The organism is Ureibacillus endophyticus (assembly GCF_003628435.1).
GTDB lineage: Bacteria > Bacillota > Bacilli > Bacillales_A > Planococcaceae > Ureibacillus > Ureibacillus endophyticus.
In genome coordinates, this window is sequence record NZ_RBZN01000017.1 from 41,565 (window position 1) to 67,386 (window position 25,822).

General features: G+C 36.7%; 24 protein-coding genes. 8 read left to right on the top strand and 16 right to left on the bottom strand.

Going from position 1 to position 25,822, the window contains the following annotated elements; translation table 11 throughout:
• Window positions 1-209: 209 nt before the first annotated feature.
• Window positions 210-581 (top strand): nucleotide excision repair endonuclease, encoded by a 372-nt coding sequence (locus D8M03_RS08765; RefSeq protein ID WP_121214393.1) that lies wholly within the window; start codon window positions 210-212, stop codon window positions 579-581.
• Between the two features lie 73 nt (window positions 582-654).
• On the opposite strand, the gene D8M03_RS08770 is transcribed toward D8M03_RS08765, so the two are convergent.
• The 3 genes from D8M03_RS08770 to D8M03_RS08780 all read right to left on the bottom strand — a co-directional run bounded on the left by D8M03_RS08770 (window position 655) and on the right by D8M03_RS08780 (window position 3,023).
• Complete coding sequence (locus tag D8M03_RS08770) at window positions 655-1,233, bottom strand: transcriptional regulator (protein ID WP_121214394.1); 579 nt, start codon at window positions 1,231-1,233, stop codon at window positions 655-657.
• Between the two features lie 90 nt (window positions 1,234-1,323).
• Window positions 1,324-2,751: a sodium/pantothenate symporter gene (gene panF, locus D8M03_RS08775; RefSeq protein ID WP_211330881.1), complete on the bottom strand. Its 1,428-nt coding sequence runs from the start codon at window positions 2,749-2,751 to the stop codon at window positions 1,324-1,326.
• Window positions 2,751-3,023, bottom strand: coding sequence for a YhdT family protein (locus D8M03_RS08780; protein WP_170148414.1), 273 nt, complete (start codon window positions 3,021-3,023; stop codon window positions 2,751-2,753). The genes panF and D8M03_RS08780 overlap by 1 nt, the downstream gene beginning before the upstream one ends.
• Window positions 3,024-3,170: 147 nt before the next feature.
• On the opposite strand from D8M03_RS08780, the gene D8M03_RS08785 reads away from it, so the two are divergent.
• Window positions 3,171-3,644 (top strand): hypothetical protein, encoded by a 474-nt coding sequence (locus tag D8M03_RS08785; protein ID WP_121214397.1) that lies wholly within the window; start codon window positions 3,171-3,173, stop codon window positions 3,642-3,644.
• Window positions 3,632-3,925, top strand: coding sequence for a YxcD family protein (locus tag D8M03_RS08790; protein ID WP_121214398.1), 294 nt, complete (start codon window positions 3,632-3,634; stop codon window positions 3,923-3,925). Before D8M03_RS08785 ends, D8M03_RS08790 begins: the two co-directional genes overlap by 13 nt.
• 331 nt (window positions 3,926-4,256) lie before the next feature.
• Here the strand turns inward: D8M03_RS08790 and D8M03_RS17690 are convergent, their stop codons facing one another.
• From D8M03_RS17690 to D8M03_RS08830, 11 genes are all read right to left on the bottom strand, one after another.
• A complete protein-coding gene (locus tag D8M03_RS17690; protein ID WP_170148415.1) occupies window positions 4,257-4,433 on the bottom strand; it encodes a hypothetical protein in 177 nt (58 codons plus the stop codon).
• Window positions 4,434-4,500: 67 nt separating this feature from the next.
• On the bottom strand, window positions 4,501-4,770 hold the full coding sequence (locus D8M03_RS08795) for a hypothetical protein (RefSeq protein WP_121214399.1): 270 nt from the start codon (window positions 4,768-4,770) through the stop codon (window positions 4,501-4,503).
• A 191-nt stretch (window positions 4,771-4,961) separates the two neighbouring features.
• Window positions 4,962-7,172: a 5'-nucleotidase C-terminal domain-containing protein gene (locus D8M03_RS08800; RefSeq protein WP_121214400.1), complete on the bottom strand. Its 2,211-nt coding sequence runs from the start codon at window positions 7,170-7,172 to the stop codon at window positions 4,962-4,964.
• Between the two features lie 189 nt (window positions 7,173-7,361).
• Complete coding sequence (acnA, locus tag D8M03_RS08805) at window positions 7,362-10,067, bottom strand: aconitate hydratase AcnA (RefSeq protein WP_121214401.1); 2,706 nt, start codon at window positions 10,065-10,067, stop codon at window positions 7,362-7,364.
• A gap of 238 nt (window positions 10,068-10,305) precedes the next feature.
• Window positions 10,306-10,506, bottom strand: a complete 201-nt coding sequence (locus D8M03_RS08810; RefSeq protein WP_121214402.1) for a YqaE/Pmp3 family membrane protein — start codon at window positions 10,504-10,506, stop codon at window positions 10,306-10,308.
• An 845-nt stretch (window positions 10,507-11,351) separates the two neighbouring features.
• The gene (locus D8M03_RS17965) at window positions 11,352-11,474 is read right to left on the bottom strand and encodes a hypothetical protein (RefSeq protein WP_281272153.1); all 123 of its coding nucleotides are present in this window, start codon (window positions 11,472-11,474) and stop codon (window positions 11,352-11,354) included.
• A gap of 48 nt (window positions 11,475-11,522) precedes the next feature.
• The gene (locus D8M03_RS08815) at window positions 11,523-12,077 is read right to left on the bottom strand and encodes a hypothetical protein (RefSeq protein WP_121214403.1); all 555 of its coding nucleotides are present in this window, start codon (window positions 12,075-12,077) and stop codon (window positions 11,523-11,525) included.
• A gap of 254 nt (window positions 12,078-12,331) precedes the next feature.
• Window positions 12,332-12,469 (bottom strand): hypothetical protein, encoded by a 138-nt coding sequence (locus D8M03_RS17695; protein WP_170148416.1) that lies wholly within the window; start codon window positions 12,467-12,469, stop codon window positions 12,332-12,334.
• On the bottom strand, window positions 12,454-13,284 hold the full coding sequence (locus D8M03_RS08820; protein WP_121214404.1) for a DUF2785 domain-containing protein: 831 nt from the start codon (window positions 13,282-13,284) through the stop codon (window positions 12,454-12,456). Before D8M03_RS08820 ends, D8M03_RS17695 begins: the two co-directional genes overlap by 16 nt.
• Before the next feature lie 58 nt (window positions 13,285-13,342).
• Complete coding sequence (locus tag D8M03_RS08825; protein ID WP_121214405.1) at window positions 13,343-14,689, bottom strand: vWA domain-containing protein; 1,347 nt, start codon at window positions 14,687-14,689, stop codon at window positions 13,343-13,345.
• Between the two features lie 29 nt (window positions 14,690-14,718).
• Window positions 14,719-15,840, bottom strand: a complete 1,122-nt coding sequence (locus D8M03_RS08830) for an AAA family ATPase (protein ID WP_121214406.1) — start codon at window positions 15,838-15,840, stop codon at window positions 14,719-14,721.
• A 234-nt stretch (window positions 15,841-16,074) separates the two neighbouring features.
• Between D8M03_RS08830 and D8M03_RS08835 the strand changes: the two genes are divergently transcribed.
• The gene (locus D8M03_RS08835) at window positions 16,075-17,991 is read left to right on the top strand and encodes a right-handed parallel beta-helix repeat-containing protein (RefSeq protein WP_121214407.1); all 1,917 of its coding nucleotides are present in this window, start codon (window positions 16,075-16,077) and stop codon (window positions 17,989-17,991) included.
• A gap of 126 nt (window positions 17,992-18,117) precedes the next feature.
• On the opposite strand, the gene D8M03_RS17970 is transcribed toward D8M03_RS08835, so the two are convergent.
• Window positions 18,118-18,252, bottom strand: a complete 135-nt coding sequence (locus D8M03_RS17970; protein WP_281272154.1) for a hypothetical protein — start codon at window positions 18,250-18,252, stop codon at window positions 18,118-18,120.
• Window positions 18,253-18,777: 525 nt separating this feature from the next.
• Between D8M03_RS17970 and yfkAB the strand changes: the two genes are divergently transcribed.
• Window positions 18,778-19,887, top strand: a complete 1,110-nt coding sequence (gene yfkAB, locus D8M03_RS08840; protein WP_121214413.1) for a radical SAM/CxCxxxxC motif protein YfkAB — start codon at window positions 18,778-18,780, stop codon at window positions 19,885-19,887.
• A 30-nt stretch (window positions 19,888-19,917) separates the two neighbouring features.
• Here the strand turns inward: yfkAB and D8M03_RS08845 are convergent, their stop codons facing one another.
• Window positions 19,918-21,150, bottom strand: coding sequence for a helix-turn-helix domain-containing protein (locus tag D8M03_RS08845; protein WP_170148417.1), 1,233 nt, complete (start codon window positions 21,148-21,150; stop codon window positions 19,918-19,920).
• A 180-nt stretch (window positions 21,151-21,330) separates the two neighbouring features.
• On the opposite strand from D8M03_RS08845, the gene D8M03_RS08850 reads away from it, so the two are divergent.
• From D8M03_RS08850 to D8M03_RS08860, 3 genes are all read left to right on the top strand, one after another.
• A complete protein-coding gene (locus tag D8M03_RS08850) occupies window positions 21,331-22,614 on the top strand; it encodes an MFS transporter (protein ID WP_245987517.1) in 1,284 nt (427 codons plus the stop codon).
• A gap of 154 nt (window positions 22,615-22,768) precedes the next feature.
• Entirely contained in the window at window positions 22,769-24,637 is a 1,869-nt protein-coding gene (gene asnB, locus D8M03_RS08855; RefSeq protein ID WP_121214410.1) for an asparagine synthase (glutamine-hydrolyzing), read from the top strand.
• A 6-nt stretch (window positions 24,638-24,643) separates the two neighbouring features.
• Entirely contained in the window at window positions 24,644-25,642 is a 999-nt protein-coding gene (locus D8M03_RS08860; RefSeq protein ID WP_121214411.1) for a C39 family peptidase, read from the top strand.
• The last annotated feature ends 180 nt before the right edge of the window (window positions 25,643-25,822 follow it).

Genomic DNA, 25,822 nt, shown 5'->3' on the forward strand with positions numbered 1-25,822 from the left:
AGGAAAATAGAGACATGGAAAGTTAAAAAATTGTCAGGGGAAATTGAGGATTTTATTAGAAGAGTTTTGAAAGTATTTTTGGATAATATAGTGAAAATGTGTTGATACTATTATAAAATTTGCTCCATCATGCAAATCGTAGAACTCTAGCAATTCATTGGCAAATATGGTAGCATGATATTCTATACAAATGAAGGACGTGAATGTAGTTGATTAAAATTGAAATGCCAAAACCAGATGTGGTTATTTATCAAAGACAACAAGAACTAAAAGAAGGCGAGGTTCCGATTAAACCTTACTTTGGATTTATTGATTTCCATAAGATCACTCGTGAAAAAGGCGGGATTTTCTTATTTTACAATAAAGCCAACGAAGTGTTATTTGTCGGAAAAGCCCGTAAAATCCGCCAACGTATTAAAAAACATTTTGAAGATAACGTGTCTCCAATGAAAAATCACCGCGATGAAATTTACAAAATCGAAGTGTACGAAATAGAAGACCCAATGGAACGCGAAATTTACGAAACATACGCAATTAACCGTTTTAAAGCGAAGTATAACGTGGAAAAAGTGTTTTATTAATATAATTTCAATGCTCTCTTACTGAAGAGGGCATTTTTTCTTCACAAAAAAAGTACGAGGATTTCTCCCCGTACTAAAACCCAATCAATTCCCCAATTTGCTTAATATCCGATAAAATAAAGTCCTTATTTCTCATCACATCATCAAACCAAGAATCTACTGGTTTCTTAAATTGTTCTTCGATTTCTTTCTTTTCATGCAACATGCCTACTAAATAGTCAATCATTTTTGTACGTTGCTCGTAGAATTGCACTCTTCGATGGAAATCTGTATTTACTTCTACCTTGAAAATTTCACCTAAACGAATAATGCCGGCATTTACCTTTTGTTCCGCATAAAGAGAAGATCCTACTATCGCTAATTTATAAGTAAAGGAAACGGCCATTGGTTTAAAATAACTTTGCATTAATTGTTCCACTTGTTCCGTTACTACTTGAAGCTGGACTTTTTGCGTTTCCGTTAATGAATGTGTTTGTTCAAATACCGGAATCACTTTGTACGTTTCATCTAATAAATTATGTATCGTAGCTAAACGCTCTTGGTCAAAATGTTCCCCAACTCGTTGATAGATTGTTTCTGCTACGAATAAACGTTGTAAATACCCTGTTAATAATACGATTCCGTTATATTGCTTTGTTGCGTTTTTTGTCATTTTGAAATGACCCCCCTATTCCATTTTTGGTCATTTCTAACTAGAAAATCCCCAATTTCACTACCTCTATTATAATGATAATTAGAAAAATTAACTAGCCCTTCTTTGTGTGGCTAAACTTACTACTACAAACACTACAAATGATACTAGTATAGGGAGTGTAACAGTATGCATGCCAAAAATATGTGGTGACAGGCGATCAATTAAAATATAGAGCGTTAATCCTGTAATCATAGATGCCACGGACCCGTATTTGTTCGCTTTTTTCCAATACAAACCTAAAACTACTGACCATAAAAAGGCCGACTCCAAACCACCAAAGGCAAACAAATTCAACCAAATTAAAAATTCAGGTGGTTTTAATGCGAAAAAGACAACAGCTAGTCCAATAATTGTCGTCACCCAAAAGCTTCGCGATTTGATTTGTTTTTCTGAAGCATTCGGATTGATAAAATGTAAATAAATATCTTTTACAAATGTTGAACTTACGAGAATGAGCAATGCATTTACTGTAGACATAATCGCCGCCATTGGAGCTGCTAAAACAATACCCGCTAAAATTGGCGGTAATACTTCCAATGTTAATAACGGCATCACTTTATCCCCTACTTCAATGCCTGGCAAAACGGGTCTTGCCAACACACCAATTAAGTGCATACCAAACATGATTGTCCCTATACCAATAGTGCCAATCAAAATCGCACGGTGTAGGCTTTGAGAATTTTTATAACTCATTGCACGTACTGCGATTTGAGGTAACCCAACAACTCCTAAACCAATTAGGATCCAGAAAGTGGACACATATAACGGTGTTAATGAACCATCTGAACCGAATGGCGTTAACATTTGCGGATTTTCTTCTGCTAATGAGGTCATGATGTTTTCAATTCCCCCACCAGCAATGATAGTACCGATTAGCAGGATAACTGTCCCGATAATCATGACAGTTCCTTGCATTGCATCGGTTAATGCAACAGCCCGGAATCCACCAATAGTCACATAAACTAATACTGTAACAGCAAAAATAAGCAATGCCACTGGGTAACGAAGTCCTGTTAATGATTCAATTAATCGAGCGCCCCCAACCCATTGTGCTGTCATGCTGGCAAATAAAAATACAATAATACTAATGGCTGAGAGAATGATAACCACATTACTGTCATACCGTTTTTTCAGATAATCTATTAATGTAATGGCTTCATATCGACGTGAGATAATGGCAAATTTTTTCCCCAAAATCATCAAAACGAAATACCCCGCCGGAAGTTGTGCCATCGCCAGTAATACCCAGCCTAACCCCATGTTATAGGCAACACCGGGTCCGCCGATAAAACTAGACGCACTTCCATAGGTCGCCATCATGGTCATGGCAAGTAAAAAGCCACCCATCTCACGCCCACCAAGAAAATATTCTTGTAAAAATGAATCGGCTTGTCTCACCTGTTTATTTGCCCAAAATCCAATGGCAAAAATAATGATTAGAAAAATAAATAATGGAATAATAACGGACCAATGAATCATTGTTCTTCTCTCCCATCATCAAAGGGAATATTTTTGAAAAATAATTTGATTGTTATCCAAATAAGAACAATCATGAATATTGTTCCAGCTATACAGCTGTAGAAGAACCATGCAGGAAATGAAGCAATATACGTATATTCAGAAGGGTCTTTTGAGCCTAATCCATAAGCAAACCCGTACCAAATCGCAAAATTCACTACCACGAGCACGATTCCAATGATCGCTTCCCTATTCGCGACCTTAAACCGAGGATCTTGCAACTTTCTCATCCTTTCATCTAACTAGAAATGGAATATTTATCACTGTATTAGTGCTATGTAAATATTCATACTAATGTTAGAGTATTTATTTTTTAAAAACAACATATTTTGTTATAATTATAGACGTGTTACAACTAGGATGGAGGAGTTATATTAATGAAGTTAAAAACACTCTCTGCAATTTTGTTAGCGTTTACTTTAGCATTCACAAGTGTTGGTACGGTTATTCTTCAAGATGACGTGCAAACAGTAGAAGCTAAAAAGTACAAGTCTGGTAAGAAAAGCTACAATCAAAATCCAGGCTCAACAAACAACAACAATATTAACAAAAATGATGCAGACACAAACGTAAACAAAGCAACAACGACAAATAAAAATACAACTGGCACGACGACTACTGCGAAAAAAGGTGGATTCTTCTCAGGCGGGTTAATGAGAGGTTTATTCATCGGGGGTCTTGCTGGATTATTATTTGGAAGTCTATTCTCTGACATGGGGCTAATCGGAAACATTTTAGGTTTTGCGATTAACGCCGCAGCGATTGTCTTCATTGTGTTCATTTGTATGAAAATTTACCAAATGATGAAACGCAAAAAAGATAAAGAGGTAACGGATAATTGGAGAAATTAATTTTATCAGAACAAGAAATCGTAAATGCACTTTGCTTATTCCATGCAAAGTTTAAAAATGTACAACCCCAGGACGTTGAAGTCGAGTTAATGTATGATGACGATGCAGGTTTTACAGCCGAGGCTTATGTTAACGGGCAAATGGATCTGTATAATACGGTGAATTTTATTACCGCAATTCGTTTATACATTGACGAACAACTAAATCGCGACTCCATGTCCGCACGAATTGTGTTAGACCTTCACGATGAAGAAGGCATTATTGCAAATGTTGAATTTTAATAATTGATGGATGAATGGCGACTCAGTGGTTGGGTCGTCGTTTTTTGTGTTGCCCTCTTGGGTATGGGGGAAGCTGCAAACATTGGAATAATGAATTTTTTGGGATTTTTATTATGGTGACCTTCATTAACTTTATGAAACCTTGTTTTATTGTATTTGCAACAAATTTTCGGATTCATTCTTGTTATTAATACCGTTTTTGTTGTACTTGCAACAAATTTCTGTCTTCATATGCTTGATGAACACCATTTTTGTTGTACTTGCAATAAATTTTCGTCTTCATATGCATGATGAACACCATTTTTGTTGTATTTGCAATAAATTTCTGTCTTCATATGCTTGATGAACACCATTTTTGTTGTACTTGCAACAAATTTCTGTCTTCATATGCTTGATGAATACCGTTTTGTTGTATTTGCAATAAATTTCTGTCTTCATTTGATTGATGGATACCATTTTTGTTGTATACACAACAAATTTTCTTCTCATTCGTTCGTTGAATTCTCACCTACCAACTATCCCCACCGCCATCTACTCAAAACAAAAACCAAAAGCCCTTTAAGACTTTTGGTTGGTTAGTAATCTAATTCCGTTGTGTCGAAGTAGACGGTTTCGCGGATGTCGGTGCTTCGATCTTTTAGATGATAATAGCTAATGTTGCCATTGATTAATTCTACGAAAAACTCAATTTCAGCATGAGTATATACCGGCCATTGTGCGATGGCTAAGAGACCTTGTGGAGGAGGAACTTCTTTTAAACATTCAAGTATTTGTGGATCATTAAAATTCAAGTAAAAATATCGTCCGTCTCGAATCTTTGCTAAAATACTATATCTTTTTTTCATGAATCCTCCTATAATTTTCCAATAATATTAATGACTACTATTAAATATATATGTCTACTATTTTATTAACAGTATGTATTAATTTCAACAAAATTTTGAAGAATTTACAAAATAAGTTGAATTCTTTATGACAATTGAAAAAAGTATACATAAAAACGGACTTACGTTAATACGTAAATCCGTCTTTTTATTTACTTCTGAGCAGCCACGTCAACAATGCGACCTTCTGTTGATGCGTTTACTTCTTTTAATGATTGTAAATGCTCTCTTAAGTTCTCCCAATCTGAAAGACCAAGATCTGTTACTTTCCCATTTGCATATGCAGTTGCGAACATATCAAACCCGTCTCCACCTTTTGCAGTGAAAGCATTTGTTGCTACTGTGTATGTTTTATCATCTTCAATAGCTACATCATTAACCGTAATACTAACAATACGGCTTCCAGCTGGCTTTGAAGAATCAAATTCCACTTTTGTTCCTTTTGAAACGTGTAAGAATCCACCGTTTTCTTCAGGGTATTTGCCAACTGACAATTCAAATGCTGCTTTTAACTCTGCACCCGTCACATCCATCAATGCTAACGTATTTCCGAATGGTAGAACAGAAATGACTTCACCAACCGTAATTGGTCCCTCTCCAATGCTATTACGGATTCCCCCACCGTTTTGGAATGCCATAATGACTTCATTTTTCGTATAGTTTTTCGCTTTTGCTAACATGCCATCTGTAATGTAGTTTCCTAGTGCAGTTTCATTTTTTCGAACACTTAGTCCCTCTTCGTTGCCTTCATCCGTTACGCGTGGATTTGGTAATGCTTCTGTAGCAGTTACACCAATTTCATCGTTTTGAACGGCATCTACTTTTTCTTTATATGGTTTTAAAATTTCTAACGCACCTGGATCATCTGCGTATTTACCAAGTTCGATTAACTGTCCACCATATTCCACAACAACGCCATTTTCGTCAAAGGCAACATCTAGTGTTCCTAAGAAATCGCTATATTGATATGCTTGTACGATAATCGTAGCGTCTTTATTTTCCCCTTTTGCGTTTTTATCAACGACAACAGGCTCGTCCAATTTCGTATGGCTGTGTCCACCAACGATTACGTCAATACCTTCTACAGCTTTTGCTAATTCAAGGTCGTTGTCAATTGCAGCAGTATCATCATATCCGATATGTGTTAATGCAATAACTTTATTCACACCTAAATCTTCAAAGGCTTTTACTGCTTTTTGCGCTTCTTCGATATAGTTTTCAAATTTCACTTTTCCTGGTGAAGAGATGTCAGCTGTTTCTGCCGTAGTTAAACCAAAGATACCGACTTTTTCTCCATTGATTTCTTTTACAATACCAGAATAAATTTTTCCTTTTTCCGGCTCACTTGAAATTAAATCATTGAATAAACCAGTAAATGTATCATCTGCTGAGAAGTCCACATTTGATGATACGAAGGAGAATTCTGCTGCTTTAATGAAATCGGCTAATGCTTTGTGTCCTTCTGGGGTAGAGCCTAAATCAAATTCATGGTTACCAAAAGTCATAAAGTCGTAACCCATATAATTCATGAATTTCAAATCTGCTTGACCTTGGAATTCATTGAAATACAGCGTACCACTGAATACGTCCCCTGCATCAAGTAATAACGTGTTTTCCTTTTCTTCACGCAATTCTTTCACAGCTGCTGCACGTTTTGGCGCATTTTCTGCACGTGCATGTGTATCGTTACTGTGTAAAATTGTTAATTCAAAATCTTTTTCAACTGGTTCTGGTTGTGGTTCTGGCGTCGGATTTGTAACTAGATTTAATGCACGCACAATAAATGCTGCCGCTTGACCACGAGTAATCGGGTCATTTGTTCCGAATGTAGTGCCAGATACATTAGTAATACCATTGTCTAATAACGCTTTTACATAAGGTGCGTCACTTTCAGATACATCTGTAAATGGAAGGGCATCATTATTTTTTGGTTCTAATTTCAGAGATACTGCAATGATTTTTGCAACTTGTCCACGAGTAATCGTTTCATTTACTTTAAACGTTTGATCGTCATAGCCATCAATAATGTTAGCTTGTGCTAATGCAGCAATTGGACCGTAATATTGATGAGATGTAGGTACATCTGTAAAGTTTGGATTTTTCACATTATTTACATCTAGTTTTAATACATTTGCAATAATTTTTGCCGCTTGCCCACGAGTAAGTGGTGCACCTGGTTTAAACGTTCCATCTGGATAACCAGTGATGACACCATGTGATGCAAGTAAAGAGATTTCTTCAAATTGTGTATGTGTGGATGGTACATCTTTGAATGTAGAAGCTGCAAATGCTGGTGTTACTACTAGTGCTGAAGCAACTAAAGTTATTGCAGTCGTTGCTGTGAAAATTTTTTTACGTTTTATGACCCTCCATTTTTTTGAATATTATAAGATATTCATAATCTATTACCTATTCTACAAGAAAGATATGTAAAAGACTAATATTTTGCTGTAAATATAATGTAATTTATGTAAAGGTATACTATTTAGTATGTGCAAAAATACGAAAAAAAAAGCAAGTTGAACGAGTCAACTTGCTTTTAATCGTATCTATTAAGCCTCTTGAGCTTTGTTACGAAGTACCATTTGTAGGATACCACCGTGACGGTAGTAGTCTACTTCTACTTCTGAGTCGAAACGAGCTAGAGCTTGGAATTCTTTCACTGTACCGTCTTCAGATTTAGCAGTTACAGTTAAGATATCACGTGGTTTTACATCGTCAGTTAAGTTAACTGAGATTTCTTCTTTACCAGTTAAGCCTAGAGTATCTGCGTTTTCACCTGGTAAGAATTGAAGTGGTAATACACCCATCATTACAAGGTTAGAACGGTGGATACGTTCATAGCTTTGTGCGATAACTGTTTTAATTCCTAGTAAGAATGTACCTTTTGCAGCCCAGTCACGAGAAGATCCCATACCGTAGTCGTTACCAGCTAATACTACTAAACCAGTACCGTTTTCTTGGTATTTCATACATGCATCGTAAATGTATTCAACTTCACCAGTTGGCCAGTAAGTAGTGAATCCACCTTCTGTACCTGGAGCAACTTGGTTACGGATACGGATGTTTGCGAATGTACCGCGCATCATAACTTCGTGGTTACCACGACGAGAACCGTAAGAGTTGAAGTCACGGATAGCAACACCGTTTTCTTGTAAATATTTACCTGCTGGAGTATCTTTACCGATTGCACCAGCTGGAGAAATGTGGTCAGTTGTAATTGAGTCACCAAACTTAGCAATTACACGTAAGCCATCAAGACCTTTGATTGCTTCTGGCTCTTTAGAAAGACCAGTGAAGAATGGTGGGTTTTGAATGTAAGTTGATTTTTCATCAAATGTGTATAAAGAATCAGTTGATGTTTCAATTGCATTCCATTTTTCGTTAGCAGTAAATACTGTTTCGTATTCTTTTTGGAATAGTTCACGAGTAACTACTTTGTTTAATACTGCGTTAACTTCTTCAGTTGAAGGCCAGATGTCAGCGAAGAATACATCGTTACCATCTTTGTCTTTACCTAAAGAATCTTTTTGTAGGTCGATGTCTACAGTACCAGCTAATGCATAAGCAACTACTAATGGTGGTGAAGCTAAGTAGTTAGCTTTTACAAGTGGGTGTACACGACCTTCGAAGTTACGGTTACCAGAAAGAACTGAAGTTACGAATAAGTCTTTTTCTTTAATTGCTTCTTCGATTTCAGGTAATAATGGACCTGAGTTACCGATACATGTTGTACAACCGTAACCTACAGTGTTGAAACCGATTTGGTCAAGGTAAGATTGTAAACCTGAATCTTCTAAGTAACCAGTTACAACTTTAGAACCTGGTGCTAAAGAAGTTTTAACCCATTTTGGTGGTTTAATACCTTTTTCAACTGCTTTTTTCGCAACTAAACCAGCAGCTAAAAGTACGTATGGGTTAGATGTATTTGTACAAGAAGTGATCGCAGCGATTGCTACAGCACCTGTAGGCATTTCTACATCGCCTTCAGCAAATTTAATTGTTGAAGTTTTAGCGAATTCATCTTCAGTTAAACCGAAACCTTGTACGCCCATTGGAGCAGTAACTGCTTCATGGTAACGAGCTTTCATTTCTGAAAGTGGAATTAAGTCTTGTGGACGTTTTGGACCAGAAAGGTTTGGTTGAATGTCTTCTAATTTAATTTCTAAAACGTCAGTGTAAACAGGCTCTAATTCTGGATCGAAGAATAAGCTGTTTTCTTTTAAGTATTTTTCAACTACTGCGATGTGCTCTTCGTCACGACCAGTTAAACGCATGTAGTTTAATGATTCTTCGTCAATTGCGAAGAAACCACAAGTAGCACCATATTCAGGAGCCATGTTTGAGATTGTAGCACGGTCAGCTAATGGTAATTTAGATACACCAGGACCGAAGAACTCAACGAATTTACCTACTACACCGCGTTGACGTAATACTTGAGTTACTTTTAATGCTAAGTCAGTAGCAGTAGCACCATTTGGAAGTTCACCAGTTAATTTAACACCGATAACTTCTGGAATTGGGAAGTATGAAGGTTGACCTAACATACCTGCTTCTGCTTCGATACCACCAACACCCCAACCAAGAACACCGATACCGTTGATCATAGTTGTATGTGAGTCAGTACCTACTACTGAGTCTGGGAATGTTTCGAATGTGCCGTCAGCGTTCTCTTTAACGTGAACAACTGGAGCTAAATATTCTAAGTTAACTTGGTGTACGATACCAGTTGCTGGTGGTACAGCACGGAAGTTATCGTATGCAGTTTGAGCCCATTTTAAGAAGTTGTAACGTTCTGCGTTACGTTCGAACTCAAGGTCCATGTTAGCTTGTAATGCAGATGCATTACCGTATTTGTCAACTTGTACTGAGTGGTCAATTACAAGGTCAACTGGAATAGCTGGGTTGATTTTATTTGGATCTCCACCTAATTCTTTCATAGCTGAACGTAAAGATGCTAAGTCAACTACTACTGGAACCCCAGTGAAGTCTTGTAATACTACGCGAGATGGTTTGAATGGTACTTCACCTTCTGGATCTGCACCAGCACCAAATTTAGCTAAGTTGTTTACGTGTTCTTCTTTAATTACATAGTTATCGAATTGACGTAATACTGATTCTAATAATACTTTAATTGAGTATGGTAGGCGTGAAACGTTCGCTACGCCTGCTTCTTCGATTGCAGCTAAACGGTAGTAGTTATACTTTTTACCATTTACTTCGAATGAAGAACGGCTGTTGTGTAAATTGCTTGCCATTGTTGTACTCCCCCTAATTATAATTCGAAAAGGCTAAAATCAAAGCTTCTTTCCTCCAAAGAGAATCATAACGCAAAATTATACATAAGTAAATTACATTAATTTTATCTTTTGTGATAAGTTAAATTTATGACCTGTGTTGGAAATGCTTTGCAGATGGATTATACATGAGTGGTGCACAAAATAAAAGCACCCTTGTTAAGGATGCACATTATTGAGCATAATAAACAAATCATCGTCATTTTTCTAGATTTTTCATTAACTTTACTTGGCGTTTCATTCGCTCATCCGCTTTTTTATCTTTCACCACTAAGATCGCATGAATAACTGCAGGAATCCAAAAGACAAAACATAATCCAAAATTAATGAGCGCTTGAATTGGCTTTCCACAAAACAAAACAGCTAATGGCGGTAGGAAAATGGCTATTAAGTACATCACGATGATTTTACACCCTTTCTACTTAAATAGAAGGATGTCTATTTTTTGATGATTTTAATCATGTTTTTCGTGGGTTGGTGTGGTTGCGTTGTATGGGTCTGGGGCGAAATTTGATTTTTGGTTAATTTTTTGTGAGTCTTGGGTTTCGTGGGTGGTATGAAGACGTTTTTCGCTTTAATTTTAGTTCATTTTGGTGTTCATCGGGGGAATGAAGACGTTTTTTGCTCAATTTTCGGCTCGATTTGGTGTTCATTTAGGTTATGAAGACCATTTCTGACTATTTTTTCGCTCGATTTGTCCTTCATCACGCTTATGAAGACCATTTCTGCTTAATTTTTCGCTCGATTTGTCCTTCATCGGGCTTATGAAGACCATTTCTGCCTAATTTTTCACTCAGTTTGTCCTTCATCAGGCTTATGAAGACCATTTCTGACTATTTTTTCGCTCGGTTTGTCCTTCATCAGGCTTATGAAGACCATTTCTGACTATTTTTTCGCTCGATTTGTCCTTCATCGGGCTTATGAAGACCATTTCTGCCTAATTTTTCACTCAGTTTGTCCTTCATCAGGCTTATGAAGACCATTTCTGCCTAATTTTTCGCTCGGTTTGTCCTTCATCAGGCTTATGAAGACCATTTCTGACTATTTTTTCGCTCGATTTGTCCTTCATCGGGCTTATGAAGACCATTTCTGACTATTTTTTCGCTCGATTTGTCCTTCATCGGGCTTATGAAGACCATTTCTACTTAATATTTCGCTCGATTTGTCCTTCATCACGCTTATGAAGACCATTTCTGACTATTTTTTCGCTCGATTTGTCCTTCATCACGCTTATGAAGACCATTTCTACTTAATATTTCGCTCGATTTGTCCTTCATCACGCTTATGAAGACCATTTCTGCCTAATTTTTCGCTCGGTTTGTCCTTCATTGGATTTTGAAGACCACTTCTCCCTAATTCCATTGTCAAAACGCGACTCCCCATCAAACAAAAAAGCAGCCACTCAAAAAGTGACCGCTAAACTGATAACTCACTTAGAACATTATTTTTTTCATCTAGTACCTGGATATTATATTTTTCTTGATCCTCAAGTTTCGATAAATCAATGTACCAAATAGAATACCCTTGTACATTATATAATTGAAGAACTTCTTCATCTAATGAAGTGAAATCAACTAAATCTGCTTTTTCACCATTCACTTTAACAGTAATTTCGCCATTCGGTTTAATTAATCCATACAAAATTTTGCTATCGGAATGCGCACTTTTGATAGCATTTTCCTCAAGTGGATTTGGTAATTGAGCATAAGTACCCTTTCCGGTACTCCATCCTCTTAAGTTTTTCGTTACAACCCCTGTGCCAAAATATTGACTATTCGATAAGAAGAAATATCGATGCTCTTTTTCGGTCTTTGGTCCTTCAATCCATTCATAATCAGCATCTTTTGGCAAGGCTTCTTCAGGTGTGTCTTTCCCATCTCCAGAAAACTGAACAAACAATATATTGAACATGTACCCTAGTAATAGAACAAATGCCGCAAATAAAAGAATTCTTGTAAATCGGTTTCGCATATACCCACCTCTTTTCTATTAAAGAGTTTCGTAATTAAAATATTCGGTGCAAAGAACGAACGCGCTCCGTTTTTCTTGTTGTCCAGCTACGAACGCTAGCTCTTTCGGTCACTTCAACTTCCTCCTACGCGTGTAAACACGCTTGTCGGAAGTCTCCGCAGTACATGGATGTACAAGTGCCGACAATGCCACGTGATGTGGCGTTTTTGTCGGCCAGTGCCGTCAAGAGCTGGACGAGCGTTCTCCGCTTTTCTTTATTGTCCAGCTCCGCGCGTTAGCTCCTCGGCAACTTCACAATCGTCTGCAAGGGCAAAAAGCGCCCTTTTGCCAATTCTTCCAGTTGCTGTCGGAGCTGAACGAACGCGCTCCGCTTTTCTTATTGTTTCATCCATTTCCCTAACATTAACGAAACAATCCCCATCACTTCCGGCGCTTTTTTTGAGAATTTCAACGTGAAGTAGAGGGTTTTCATGAAGTTTAGGGTGTTAGTGCGGGCGGCGAAGTATTGTGGTGTATAGCCGACTTGCATTACGTAAAATTGTAATTTGTCAAATACTTGTTCAATCCATTCAATTAACACTTCTTCTGGGAAGTCATGATTAATCAATTGCTCTACAATGGCCACAAAGCGTTCATCTTCATCGTTTATGAAGACTGAACCTTTCCAAAAGCTATCTTTGATTCCTTGTAGAAGAATTGGCGATAAACGGATTTCAAATGCAGGGTGTGACACGATGGCCGTTGCTAAATCTGCACCGTGGGCAATAGCAAGGGCCCAGCCTTTTTCCCCTACAAACCCGCGCACATCCTTCTCTTTGCTTAAATAAGACGCACTCGCATTTAAAATTGCAGAGGCATCTTTCTCATTTAAAAAATGCAGTTGTCGGTCTGCATGAAGTAACCCCGTTAACCATAACGCTGAAAAGGATCTTGTAAACACATGATCAGACTCTTTTTCATGAATAGAAGAATACAAATAATCATTTTCTACTAATGTTTTCGCAGTGTTGTTCATTTGTTCTACAGTCAATTGATTTTGAGAAAGTAGCTCGATGAATAAACGGTAATTCAGTTGATCCCGCAATTCGTTCTCGGGAATACCAATATGTAACAGCATATTATGCAATAGCTCATCCCCGTGCTCCGCTACATATTGTTGTCTACCTTCTAAATTCATATTTAATAGGTTTATTAAAGTTGTTTTCAAAATTTGTATCCTCCTAACCAAAACTCTATACAATTGTAAACTCGAAGTAGAGTTTTGGCTACAAAAAGGAATTTCCAATAGAAAAGGCTTCTGTTGCTTCAAAAAGGTCGTTTACTTCAATTACTTTATCCGAAAAAAGTTCTACCAGCGTTAAATCTACGGCATTAAAATAATTCGTTAAAATGATGCTGACACATTCACAGGACTTTTGCTTTTTCGCTTGATTAAACCTTTCAATAAAACTCGTTGCTAAAAAGCTCGAACCATCAGTCAAAAATAAAATATCCGCCTTCTTAAACGGACTGTCATTGATAATTTCTAGTGATTTCAAAAGTGGCAACTCAAAATTCGTTCCCCCACTTAAAAAACTATTACAAAAATCCATTAACTGCTCAATGGAGGAATGTCCCTTATAAAAATATTGCACCTCTCCTAAACTATCCGAAAACGGTATGATGACCATGTCTCTTTTTTGTTTTTTGGCTATCATTAACAATGCCAAACTAAACGCTTTGCACTCGTTTTTAATCGAATACATCGAACTACTTTCATCGATACAAAACACAATTGGCCCTATACCCTTTGGAGGTGGAGTGGCATCATATTGAAACGTTTCATATTCAGAAAATCGCCTTAGAAAATCGAGCCTTGTTAAAGGATATTTAAATTTAGCAAGTTCCATCGGGATTAATTTCGAAATTTCTTGCCCGATATGGATATTATGAATGGTGAAATCCTTCTCTTCTCTTTGTTGTTTTTTCGTCACGAAGGGTTTTAATTTCCCCGTCAAATCCGCAATTTGTTTTAACGATGGATTACTCTGCAATTCTTTGGCTAATTGAAGCTGCTCTTTAATCGAAAGCTGGTGGAACTGTTTGCCATACATTGCCGACACTTCATAAAGGTCCTTTTTAAGCGATAATACTTCCCCTTTACTTACATTTAATAAAATTGTGATATCCCGTGCGAGCAACTGATTGGCTTTCTCATTTTTCATTTTTGGATTCAACTGGTTGTGGGATGGTAGGACACTATGAAAATAAGTGAGGATGCGCTGGACTAAAAACTCGGTCGTAATGATTGACAACAGTTCATCTAGCTGGGTTAGATTTTTCCAATTGTTATATTCTTGATTGGTGATTAGTTTTTCAATGATTTTTACATGTAGATTGCACTCTTTTTGTTTCGGTAATTGAATATTCGCCGTGTAAAAAGCGGCCCAAATATCCCCTACTAAATTCGTAAAGCCAGAGAATATTTCCTCGCCCTCTTCACAAAGCTTCTGGAGTGTTTTGGCATAAGTGAGCAATTCGTTAAAGCGCGTCATTCTTTCTTGTGACACATTCAAGATTGAAATCGAATATTGCCCACTGATATATTCATTTTGTTTATAGATGCGAACCACCCCTCTGACGATATCATTACAAAAATATTTTAAAAGCCGATTACTTGAGAAGTCATGTCGAGCAAACGCTTATGCATATCGTTTTTTAGATCAATTAATTCTTTTCGATTAGGCATTTTCGATGTGAATTCTTGTACCTCTAAATATAAAGATTTTCCTTGTAATAATAATTCGCCAACCATATCCTTCGCATGCTTAGAATTTTCCGTCATGGAATGTTCAATTATCTGTATTAATGTATCAAATTCAGGGACGATTCTTTCAATGAATGTATCTACTGAATCATCGATGATTTCATATATAATTTTTGAAGCTGTTTCTCTTTCTTCTGGTCGATTCCATAAGACATTAGTCAGAATCCCTAAATCCTTTCGTTCCACTTCCATTCGGCCTGCTAAATAAGCATTTGCCCGTAATAATGAAAGGGATTGTTTAAATCTACGGTCGGATGGTTGAATCCCCTCATCTTGTAAACGGATTCTAACTTTTGCGATTGTATGATAAATGGCATCTGGGATATCTACTAATTCTACTTGCTTTTGGTGGTACTGTAATTCATTGAAGGATAAGGATGGAATGTTTGATACTTCATTATTTTTTAACATGGAAATAAACATTTCGTTCTCCCGGATATACTTTACTTCCAAACGAAGCAAAAAGCGGTCAAATAATGCTTCTAATCCGTCACCTTCTTCAATATATTCGTTAGACGAACCAATTAATGTCAATAACGGACAATTAATTGGCTTGCCATTATCATAAAAAATTCGCTCATTAATTAGCGACAATAGCGAGTTTAATACACTAGAGTTTGCTTTAAAAATTTCATCGATAAATGCAAAATGAGCCTCAGGTAGCATACCCGAAGTGTTTCGTTTGAAATTACCTTGCTCTAACTCCTTTAATGACAATGGGCCAAAAAGCTCATCTGGTGTACTAAAACGGGTTAATAAATGTTGAAAATAACGCGAATTTTCAACAAGCTTACTAAGCATACTTGCTAAAGCACTCTTCCCTGTACCTGCTGGGCCAATCAATAACACATGCTGACGAGAAAGTAACGCAACCATTAAAGCCTCAATTTCTCTTTGACGATCGTAAAACATTGAATTGAAGGACTGGATGATTTGCCTAAGCTTGTTGGTTTCCATCTAGTTTTCTCCTTTTATATGAAAAAAGTAATTTAGTTTACATATCAATTATGTGCAAAAAATTCCATTTTTATACTAATAACTTCATAGAAAAATGATATTTATTCCTCAAAAAAAGAATAGGAGTAAATCCCCTTCCACTTCATGCACTGCTCTTTTCTAAAAAAATGATTAAGATTTGGTTTTTTTAGTGAAAATAGGAGTATGAATTTGCTGTAAGAAGGAGGACGTTGAATGCTGAAATTGATTTCAAAATTACTGATCAATACGAAATCGATACAAAGAATGATCAAGTATTCAAAAAGCGGTAATTTTATACAATTAAAACCGAAATTATATAAACAATCTGTTCATTTCGAAAAAAACACTGTACTCGCTGGGGATAAACTTATACCAACGATACTGGAAGGTTCATTTATTATTCCAAAAAACGTAACTGTAACTTTTCAAAACATCACCTTTTCCCCTACTGCTCGCATGTATATTGAAGGAGATGCAGTATTAACGAATTGTAGGGTAATTGGTGGAAAGACAGATGTGCTTATCATTGTCGATGGTGGAAAAATTAAAGCAACACATTGTGAATTTAAAAAAGCTCGGGATATCGGGATTTCTCTCATTAATAACAGTAAAGCCATCATTGAAAATTGTACGTTTGAAGAAAACGGCAAAACTCATATTTTAGCGGAAAGTTCACAAATTTGTATGGAAAATAGTGAACTATCAAAAGCCAAACACGCACTATTAATTAAAAACCAATCCTTGTTACAAACCAAAAATGTTCATATTCACCACCATACAGATACACAGGTTGTTATTGAAGATGCCAAATACTTTGACCACGAAAGTACCATTGAACGTGGAGAAGGAATGGGGTTGCAGGTTTTACAAAAAGGGCACGTTTCCCTTCAAGCAACAAATTTTAAATATAATGCTTCCACCCAAATTGCTGGGCAAAATAGTTTTTTAATAATCCGAAATAGTACCATTCAACACGGAAAAGATGCCGGTATTTCACTTTTAGGTCATTGTGAAGCACAATTATCCTATTGTGAAATTTCACAACATAAAAATGCGAGTATTGAAGTATTTAAACAATCCAATTTGAACATTGAATATAGTTTAATTGACGGAAGTGATAAACAAGGATTAAATATCCGACAAAAATCCATCGTCAATTTATACGATGTGATTGTGAAAGGACACCGAGGTTCTCAAATTTTCGTTATTGATAAGTCTATTTGTTCCATGAAGAAATGCATTATTAAAGAAGGCTATCATGTTGGAATTTGTATTGAAGACGAAAGCAGTTGCGCTGTTGTGGAAAGTGAGATATGCAATAATGCCAATTCGGCTGTGACGGTGTTTAAAAGCGAATTTTCCATTTTTAAATCAATTTTAAATGCGAATGCGGGCAATGGCATTTTAGCGATGACAGACTCAAGCATTGAAGTAGATCAATGTAAATTCTTTGAAAATGAAATGCCCCATATTGCTTGCAAATCCAACGTGAAAATTCATCTGGAAGAAAGCGAATTATTTAAAGGGAAAAGTTTGTTTATTGTGAATGAATGCGAACTTACGGCGGTCAATAGCCAATTTTATGATAGTCATAATGTCCAAGTGGAAATTTGTGATTTATCTACGGCCCGTTTTGAAAACTGCCAAATCTATAATGGTGGCTCTTACGGAATGAAGGTATTGCAAAATTCCAACTGTTATTTGTTGAATAGTTCGATTTTCCGCCACGAGCTCTCGCAAGTAGTGGTGAATGATAGTTCGGTCATTTTGAAAGATAGCGAAGTGTTTGCGGGTAGCCGGCATGCCTTTTACATTCAAAATCATAGTGAAGTATTAATCCAGGATACGTTTATCTCAAAACACGCCCAACATCAAATTTGGATTGATTTTGAATCAACGGTAGATTTGAAAGGCGTTCAATTAACGGACGGTAGCCTTTCAGATATATACGCTCAAAACCAATCATCGGTATATGTGGCCGACAGCATGATTCGCAACAACAATGCTCGTTACAACGTGCAAGCCGTGAACTTCTCCAAAATCGAAATCGGCAATAGCGTGGTCGAAAATAAATACGGCGATGTCTACTATAGCGAAAATCATAGTTTGATTAAGCAGTTAGATTATTAGTGTTAGCGCTATCTCCCCCCTGCCCTGATTTTTGGGAGGGGGTTTTTTTAGGGTGTTGGGATTCGGAAGATATTTGGGTTTGAAGACTTCAGGCTAATTTTATTCGTGATTTGTCCTTCATCGGGCTTATGAAGACCATTCCGCGCCATTTTCAGCTGCGTTTTGTCCTTCATCAAGCTTATGAATACCATTTCGCGCCCATTTCACAGCCGCGTTTTGTCCTTCATCAGGCTTATGAAGACCTTTTCTCTCCAATTCCACCAGTGTTTTGTCCTTCATCAAGCTTATGAAGACCATTTCGCTCCAATTTCAGCCGCGTTTTGTCCTTCATTGGGCTTATGAAGACCATTTCACGCCATTTTCAGCCGTGTTTTGTCCTTCATCAAGCTTATGAATACCATTTCCAATCATTTTTCACATGATTTTTGCATTCATCGAGGTTATGATTACCATTTTCACTCGTTTTCTACTGAATTTTTGTATTCATCGAGACTATGAATACCATTTCCAATCATTTTTCACCAGATTTTCGCATTCATCAAAGCTATGAATACCATTTCCACTCATTTTTCACCAGATTTTTGCATTCATCAAAAATCGCCACCCCCATTCCATCACCATCAAGCACATCAAATACATCCCCCCACCATCTTTTTCCCACTTTCCCCTACAAAACGCTTCTATTTCTCCCCGATATCAAATAAATGTTCTAAAAGAAGAAATTTTAGTTTTCCAAACAGTGTTTCTATGAGAGAATTACAAGTTGGAAAGGAAGTTATGAAAACTATGACGACTTTAACGAAAATAACTCCGAAGTACGATCCTTGGGAGGCTTATTTAGACGTAGAACAACACGGGAAATTAACCCTGTCCAATATTGAGTTTACAACAACGAATTTATGTAACATGCGTTGTGCTCACTGTGCAGTTGGTTACACCCTTCAAACAAAGGATCCAGATGCTCTACCACTGGACATTATCTTAAAAAGATTAGATGAAATCCCGCATCTGAAAACACTTAGTATCACTGGCGGTGAGCCGATGTTAAGTAAAAAGTCGGTGGCGAATTATGTGAAGCCGATTTTACAATATGCCCATGAACGCGGCGTTCGCACACAAATGAATTCCAATTTAACCATCGATGGGGAACGTTATTTAGACATCGCACCATATTTAGACGTTTTACATATTTCACACAACTGGGGTACGATTGAGGAATTTGTTGAAACTGGTTTTGCGATGATGGAACGAAAACCGACATTTGACCAACGTGCTGCCCTTTTCCAACGAATGATTGAAAATTCAAGAATGCTGTCAGAAAATGGTGTGATGGTGTCAGCTGAAACAATGTTAAATAAAAAGACAGTTCCTTATATTGAACACATTCACCACCAAATTGTCCATGAGATGAAATGTGCCCGTCACGAAGTTCATCCTATGTACCCATCAGACTTTGCATCAAGTCTTACTTCCCTTTCGTTAGAAGAAACACGAGATGCAATTAATCATTTACTCGATATTCGTGATGAAGACACTTGGATGCTATTTGGAACACTGCCATTCTATCCGTGCAGCCCAAAGGAAGAAGACCTGGCATTAATTAACCGATTACGTAATGCTAAAAATGTAACATTACGTAACGATCCAGACGGGCGTTCTCGACTTAACGTAAATATCTTTACAGGAGATGTCATTGTTACGGACTTTGGTGATACTCCACCACTTGGCAATATTCAAACTGATTCTTTACCAGACGTGTTTGAAAAATGGTTAAATACCGATTTAGCCCGCAGTTTAAACTGTCATTGTCCAGCAGTGAAATGTCTAGGTCCAAATGTATTAGTGAAAAATATGTATTACAAAGATGCTGAGTTTGTTAGTGGTTCAGTGAAATAGAAAAAAGGGTGATTAGTAGTCGACCTCTAATCACCCTTTTTTCCCATATTGAATTTTTTCATAAGCCTGTTGAATAAACGTTTTATAGATGGTGTTTGGTAAGTCTTGTACCCCTTGAACAGCTAGGGAAACTACTTTTTTCGCTTGTTTTTTATTGCCTAATTCTAGAAAACATAACGCTCGAACAGCAAAACATTGATACATAATCGATAAATCAACCGGATGATGGGTGTTCGGTGGAATTTCAAAGTTCTCACTACATTCTATGGCCTGTTCAAACAAGCCGCGCGCCCAATATGCATATGTGGCTTCCATTTGATAATAAGTTACGATGTCACTTTTTGCCTCTTTATCTAAATAAGAAGCATATTTTTCAACGGCTTCAAAATCTTGTTCGATGTAGTTGGCATAATGGGATTTACAAAAAGCAAGCATATTTTTCGCTACTGGATCTTCCGTAAAATCTGCATGTTGTGTGAGTTTCATTAAATAATATTTACTTTTTTCCAAATCACCTTTACGAATGGCTTGAGATAAAGTAAATCGATAAAAATCATCCAAACGGTAGTAAATTTTGTTTTCCTGGGCGATTTGTAGGGCGAAATGTAAATGTTTCTCGGTATTTTCCACATCATCTATCGCTGAATATAAAACGGTTAACGCATAATGCATATCCAATTGTGTTAATAAATCGATGCTATGAAGATATGGCTTAACTCGCTCTTCTGCCTCTTTCATAAATTGAAGGGCAATCCGATAATCGTTTCGTTGAAATGCGGTACTTGATAAGAAGGAAAAACAATCAAATACCCGATTATAAGCGTGAATATTTTCGTAATCAGAAATCACGTCATACATAGACCAATCCACTTCAATATTCAAATAAGTGGCAAGCCTTATATAAAAATCAAGCAGCCTAATTTCTTCAAAATGATTGCCTTGCAGTTTCTCTTTTACAGCATCAATTTGTTTAAACATAGGCAAAATCAACTTTTCATCAACTGGTATTTGGATGGTTTTCATTTGTTTTTCTATTTCAAATAAAAGCTCGCGAAGTAGTTCGACCTGTTGATCATCTAATAACGTTGTGACTTCAACGCCTAAACGTTCGGCTATGTAATGCAAACTTTCCATAGAGGGTTGTGCTTTGCCATTTTCAATTAAACTAAGCATGCCTTTTGTTAAACGTTCCCCTGCTAACTGGGCAAGGGTCAACTTTTTTTCTTTTCGAAGTTTTTTAATGCGCTCCCCTAATGCTTCCATGCCATCCCCTCCTTTTTTCATTATATCAGAAATTTAATTTAATTAAACTTCCCCCTCACCAAAATTCATGCCACCTTAATATAAAAGTTTAATTAAATTAAACTTTTATATTGCATCTAACTGGAATCTCGCATATTATTAGTTTAATTAAATTAAACTTTTAAACAAAGAGTGATGGCAATGCAACGAAGAGCAACGTTTCATTTATATACCTTTTTAGTAAGTAAGACGTGTTCGACTTTAGGTTCCAATGTGTATACCTTTGGGATGAGTATGTTCATTTTAGCGATGACGGGTTCAGCCTTTAGTTTTGCAGCAAATTTAATTTTTTCCATTATCCCAAGAACACTACTTTCTCCAGTAGCCGGCATCCTAGTCGATCGAGTTTCGAAAAAATTCATTGTGCTTACTGGCCAATTCGGCACGATTCTTTCAATTTCAGCATTACTCATTTACATGATGTTTTTCGACATCTCGCTACTCGCTATTTATTTGACAACATTTTTCTACACGATTAGTAGTACATTTACAACAATCGCCTTTTCGGCATCGATCGGGAATTTAGTCGATTCAGAGCGAATTCAAAAAGCGATGTCATTCAACCAACTCTCCTTATCTATCGCTGGCATTTTAGGTCCGATGATTGGTGGAATGCTTTTTGGATTTGTAAGCATCCAAACTTTTCTTGTCATTAATATTGTTGCTTACTCCATTGCATTTGTTTTGGAATCAACAATGAATTTCAAACTGTTTTCAAATCAGGAGTCAACACCAAAAGAATCCATGATCCAAAGTTTAAAAAGTGGCATTCACTATATCAAAGAAATGCCTGTCCTAAAAAATTTATTGTTTCTGATGTTATGGTTAAATCTGTTCTTTTCATCAATCACTGTTGGGGCAAATTTTATTTTTGTTCAAATCATCGAGATGGATTATAAATTAATCGGCATTGTAGAAGCAGCAAGTGCCATTGGAATGCTGGTCATCTCCCTATATTTTGCAGTGCGTTCTAACTTACAGTATCCCCTACTCTTTTCAAAGCGAGCGATACTTACCCTTTCAACGATTGTCGGTACGTTTGCTTTTCCATTATTTGTTCCGATGACAAGTACAATCGTTTTCATTTATTATTTAATGGTGATGTTTTGTTTTGGAGGGACCCTTGTTGCAACGAATACACCAATCGGGATTTTAATTCAAAAAGATGTGGATGAAAATTATCGAGGAAGAATTTACGGGATTATCGAAATGTGTGCGATGGGGCTTACACCAATAGGCACTCTGCTTTTCGGATTACTGTATGACGTCATCCCAGCTCAATTGATTTTACTAACTTGTAGCATCCTGCTAATTCTTACTACCCTCTTCTTAATGCCTAGAAGAATAATAGAATCCGCATATCCTGACTTAAAGAGTCCCGAAAGGAAAGAAATAAATCCTACTTCTCCCCCTTTCAGTTCATGAACGCATACGTTATAATAAGAAGCCCAGTAAAATTCACTGGGCTTTCATGTTTTCGTATTCTTTTTTATAGTATAATATAAAAGTTATAATGCTTTTTTTGAGAGTGATTAAAAAATCTAGTTAGATTTTTATATATAAGGAGAGTCTATAATATATGTGTGGATTTACAGGATTTATTGGCGAAGTAGCAAATGCTAGTGCCGTACTAGAAAATATGATGAATCAAATTATTCATAGAGGACCCGATAGTGGCGGTCAATTTGTAGAAAATCAAGCGGCTCTTGGTTTCCGTCGTTTAAGTATCATCGACTTAGAAAAAGGGTCACAACCTTTATACAATGAAGACAATTCATTAGTGTTAGTATTCAATGGTGAAATTTACAACTTCCAAATTATTCGCCAAGACTTAATTGATAAAGGTCATATTTTTAAAACAGATACAGACAGTGAAGTACTTCTTCATGGATATGAAGAGTATGGTACAGATTTAGTGAAAAAACTTCGTGGTATGTTTGCCTTTGTTATTTGGGATCGCAACAAACAAACATTATTTGCTGCTCGTGACCATTTCGGTATCAAACCTTTCTATTATGGTCAAATGAACGGAACACTATTTTTCGGTTCAGAGATTAAAAGTTTCCTTCCTCACCCACATTTTGTGAAGGAATTAAATAAACAAGCATTAAAACCATATTTAACATTCCAATATCCTGTATTAAAAGAAACATTCTTTAAAGGGATTTTTAAATTACCAGCTGCCCACTACATGAAATATGAAAACGGCAAGTTGACAGTAGAACGTTATTGGGAACCTGCATTCACTCCTGAAGAACGTCCATTAGATGCAATTATCGAAGAAATTGATGACGTAGTTCGTGAATCCGTACAAGCTCACACAATTGCTGATGTAAAAGTTGGTTCATTTTTATCAAGTGGTGTTGATTCAAGTTATGTTGCTTCTGTTTTACGTCCAGATAAAACGTTTACTGTTGGTTTCAGCGCAGAAAACTTCTCTGAAATTGACAATGCCTATGAATTATCAAAAGAACTTGGTATTGAAAACGTAAACCAAATCTTAGATCCAAATGAATGTTTTAACGACTTAGGTACTATTCAATATATGATGGACGAACCACATTCTAACCCATCGATCGTACCACTTTATTATTTAGCACGATTAGCAAGACAACATGTAACAGTTGTACTTTCAGGTGAAGGTGCCGATGAATTGTTTGGTGGTTATGATTTATATTCTGATACACCAAATCAAAAGAAATTCAAAAGCTTACCTGGTCCAGTGAAAGCATTAGCTTCTTTAGGTGCAACGATTATGCCAAATAGTAAAATTGGTCAATTCGTAAAACGTATTAATGCGCCTGTGGAAGAAACATTTATTGGGCAAGCTCGTATTTTTGAAGAAGATGAAGCAGCAACAATTTTAAATAATGATTATGTAAATGCTCCATCTGTAAAAGAAATCGTCTCCCCTCTTTACAATAAATTTAAAGGACATGACGATGTAACGAAAAAACAATTACTCGATTTAAATTTATGGTTAGTGGATGATATTTTATTAAAAGCGGATAAAATGTCGATGGCACACAGTATCGAGCTTCGCGTTCCCCTACTCGACCGTGAAGTAATGGATGTAGCGGCAACAATTCCAACTCGATTCCGTGTAAATGAACAAAATTCAAAATACGCGTTCCGTAAAGCTGCCAACAATGCATTACCAGAAGCATGGGCAAATCGTAAAAAAATCGGTTTCCCTGTACCAATTCGTCACTGGTTACGCGATGAAAATTATGTATCACGTGTACGTAATGCGTTTATGAGCGATGTGGCAGCGGAATTCTTCGATCAACCAAAAATTATAAAATTATTAGAAGAACATGTATCAGGCGCACATAATAACCAACGTAAAATTTGGTCAATTTACATGTTCCTACTTTGGTACAATGAGTACTTTGTGAAAACAGATGAAGAACGCAATGCAGCAGCAAAAGAACTTGTAACGGTATAAGATAACATGAAACAGGTACAAAATTCCAAAAAAATTTTGGTCCTAACTGCTAGCTTACTTTTAATCGGTTGTAGTCCAAACGATTCATCCCATAACGGTGTACTACAATCGATTTCGAGTTCTAAGCATGAATTAACAATACAAACCGTTGAATTTTCCAGCGCGGATGTTGTAACAAATGTCGGTGTAACTATCTTTGATTACTTTACGGGTGAAGAAATCGCAAGTGTTGTGGTCGATGCAGAAGGAAAGGCAGTCTTTCCTGGCGTAAAACAAGATACACCGTATAAAATTGCCGTTTACCGGGTTCTTTCTTCTGGCGAATGGCTAGAACAAACCAAACAAGACATCGTATTTGATAAAAATAAGCCACTGATTTCAATTGAAACCTTTAATACGAATCATCAATCGCCATTGGATGTGCCAATTGTTATTCAAAATCCGGAACTTCCCAATGGTTGTGAAGTGACTGCATTAGCTGCCATCCTAAATTACTATGGTATGAAAGTAGATAAAATGGACTTGGCGAACAATTATTTGCCGAAACAACCCGTTACCAAAAAAGGTGACACAATGTATGGACCAGATCCGAACGTTGCATACGCAGGGGACCCTTCAAAAAAATCTGGTGGCTATTATGTCTATGCCTCCCCTATTGTGGAAGTGGCGAACGAAGTATTGTTTGAACAAAATAGTGAATTTCGAGCAATGAATTTATCGGATGCGAGCAAAAAAGAAATTCTCAACTATGTCCAATCAGGGGTACCGGTTTTAGCATGGGTAACCATTGATTTAAAGAAACCTCGAACAAAAGGACATTGGATTATTAAAGAAACAAATGAAAAGCACCCGATTTTTATGAATTTACATGCCGTTGTTGTGACGGGATATCATAACGGAAAAGTAACGGTGATGAATCCCCTCTCCGGCCAAGAAACAATTGATGAAAAAGTATTTTTCGAGAGTTTTAAATCGTTGGGTTCTCATGCGATTGTGATTTTGTAATGCGATAACTTAACTAAAAACGAAGGAGGTGTCCAAAAAGTAATAATTTTTTGGACACCTGTATTTTGCAAGATAAAAATGCAGAGAATTGCAATGAAAAATACAGAGTGTTGCCACCCAATATTTTTACTGTTTTCTCGACAACGCATTGGCTAAACGGAAGCTCTGTCCCGTATAAGA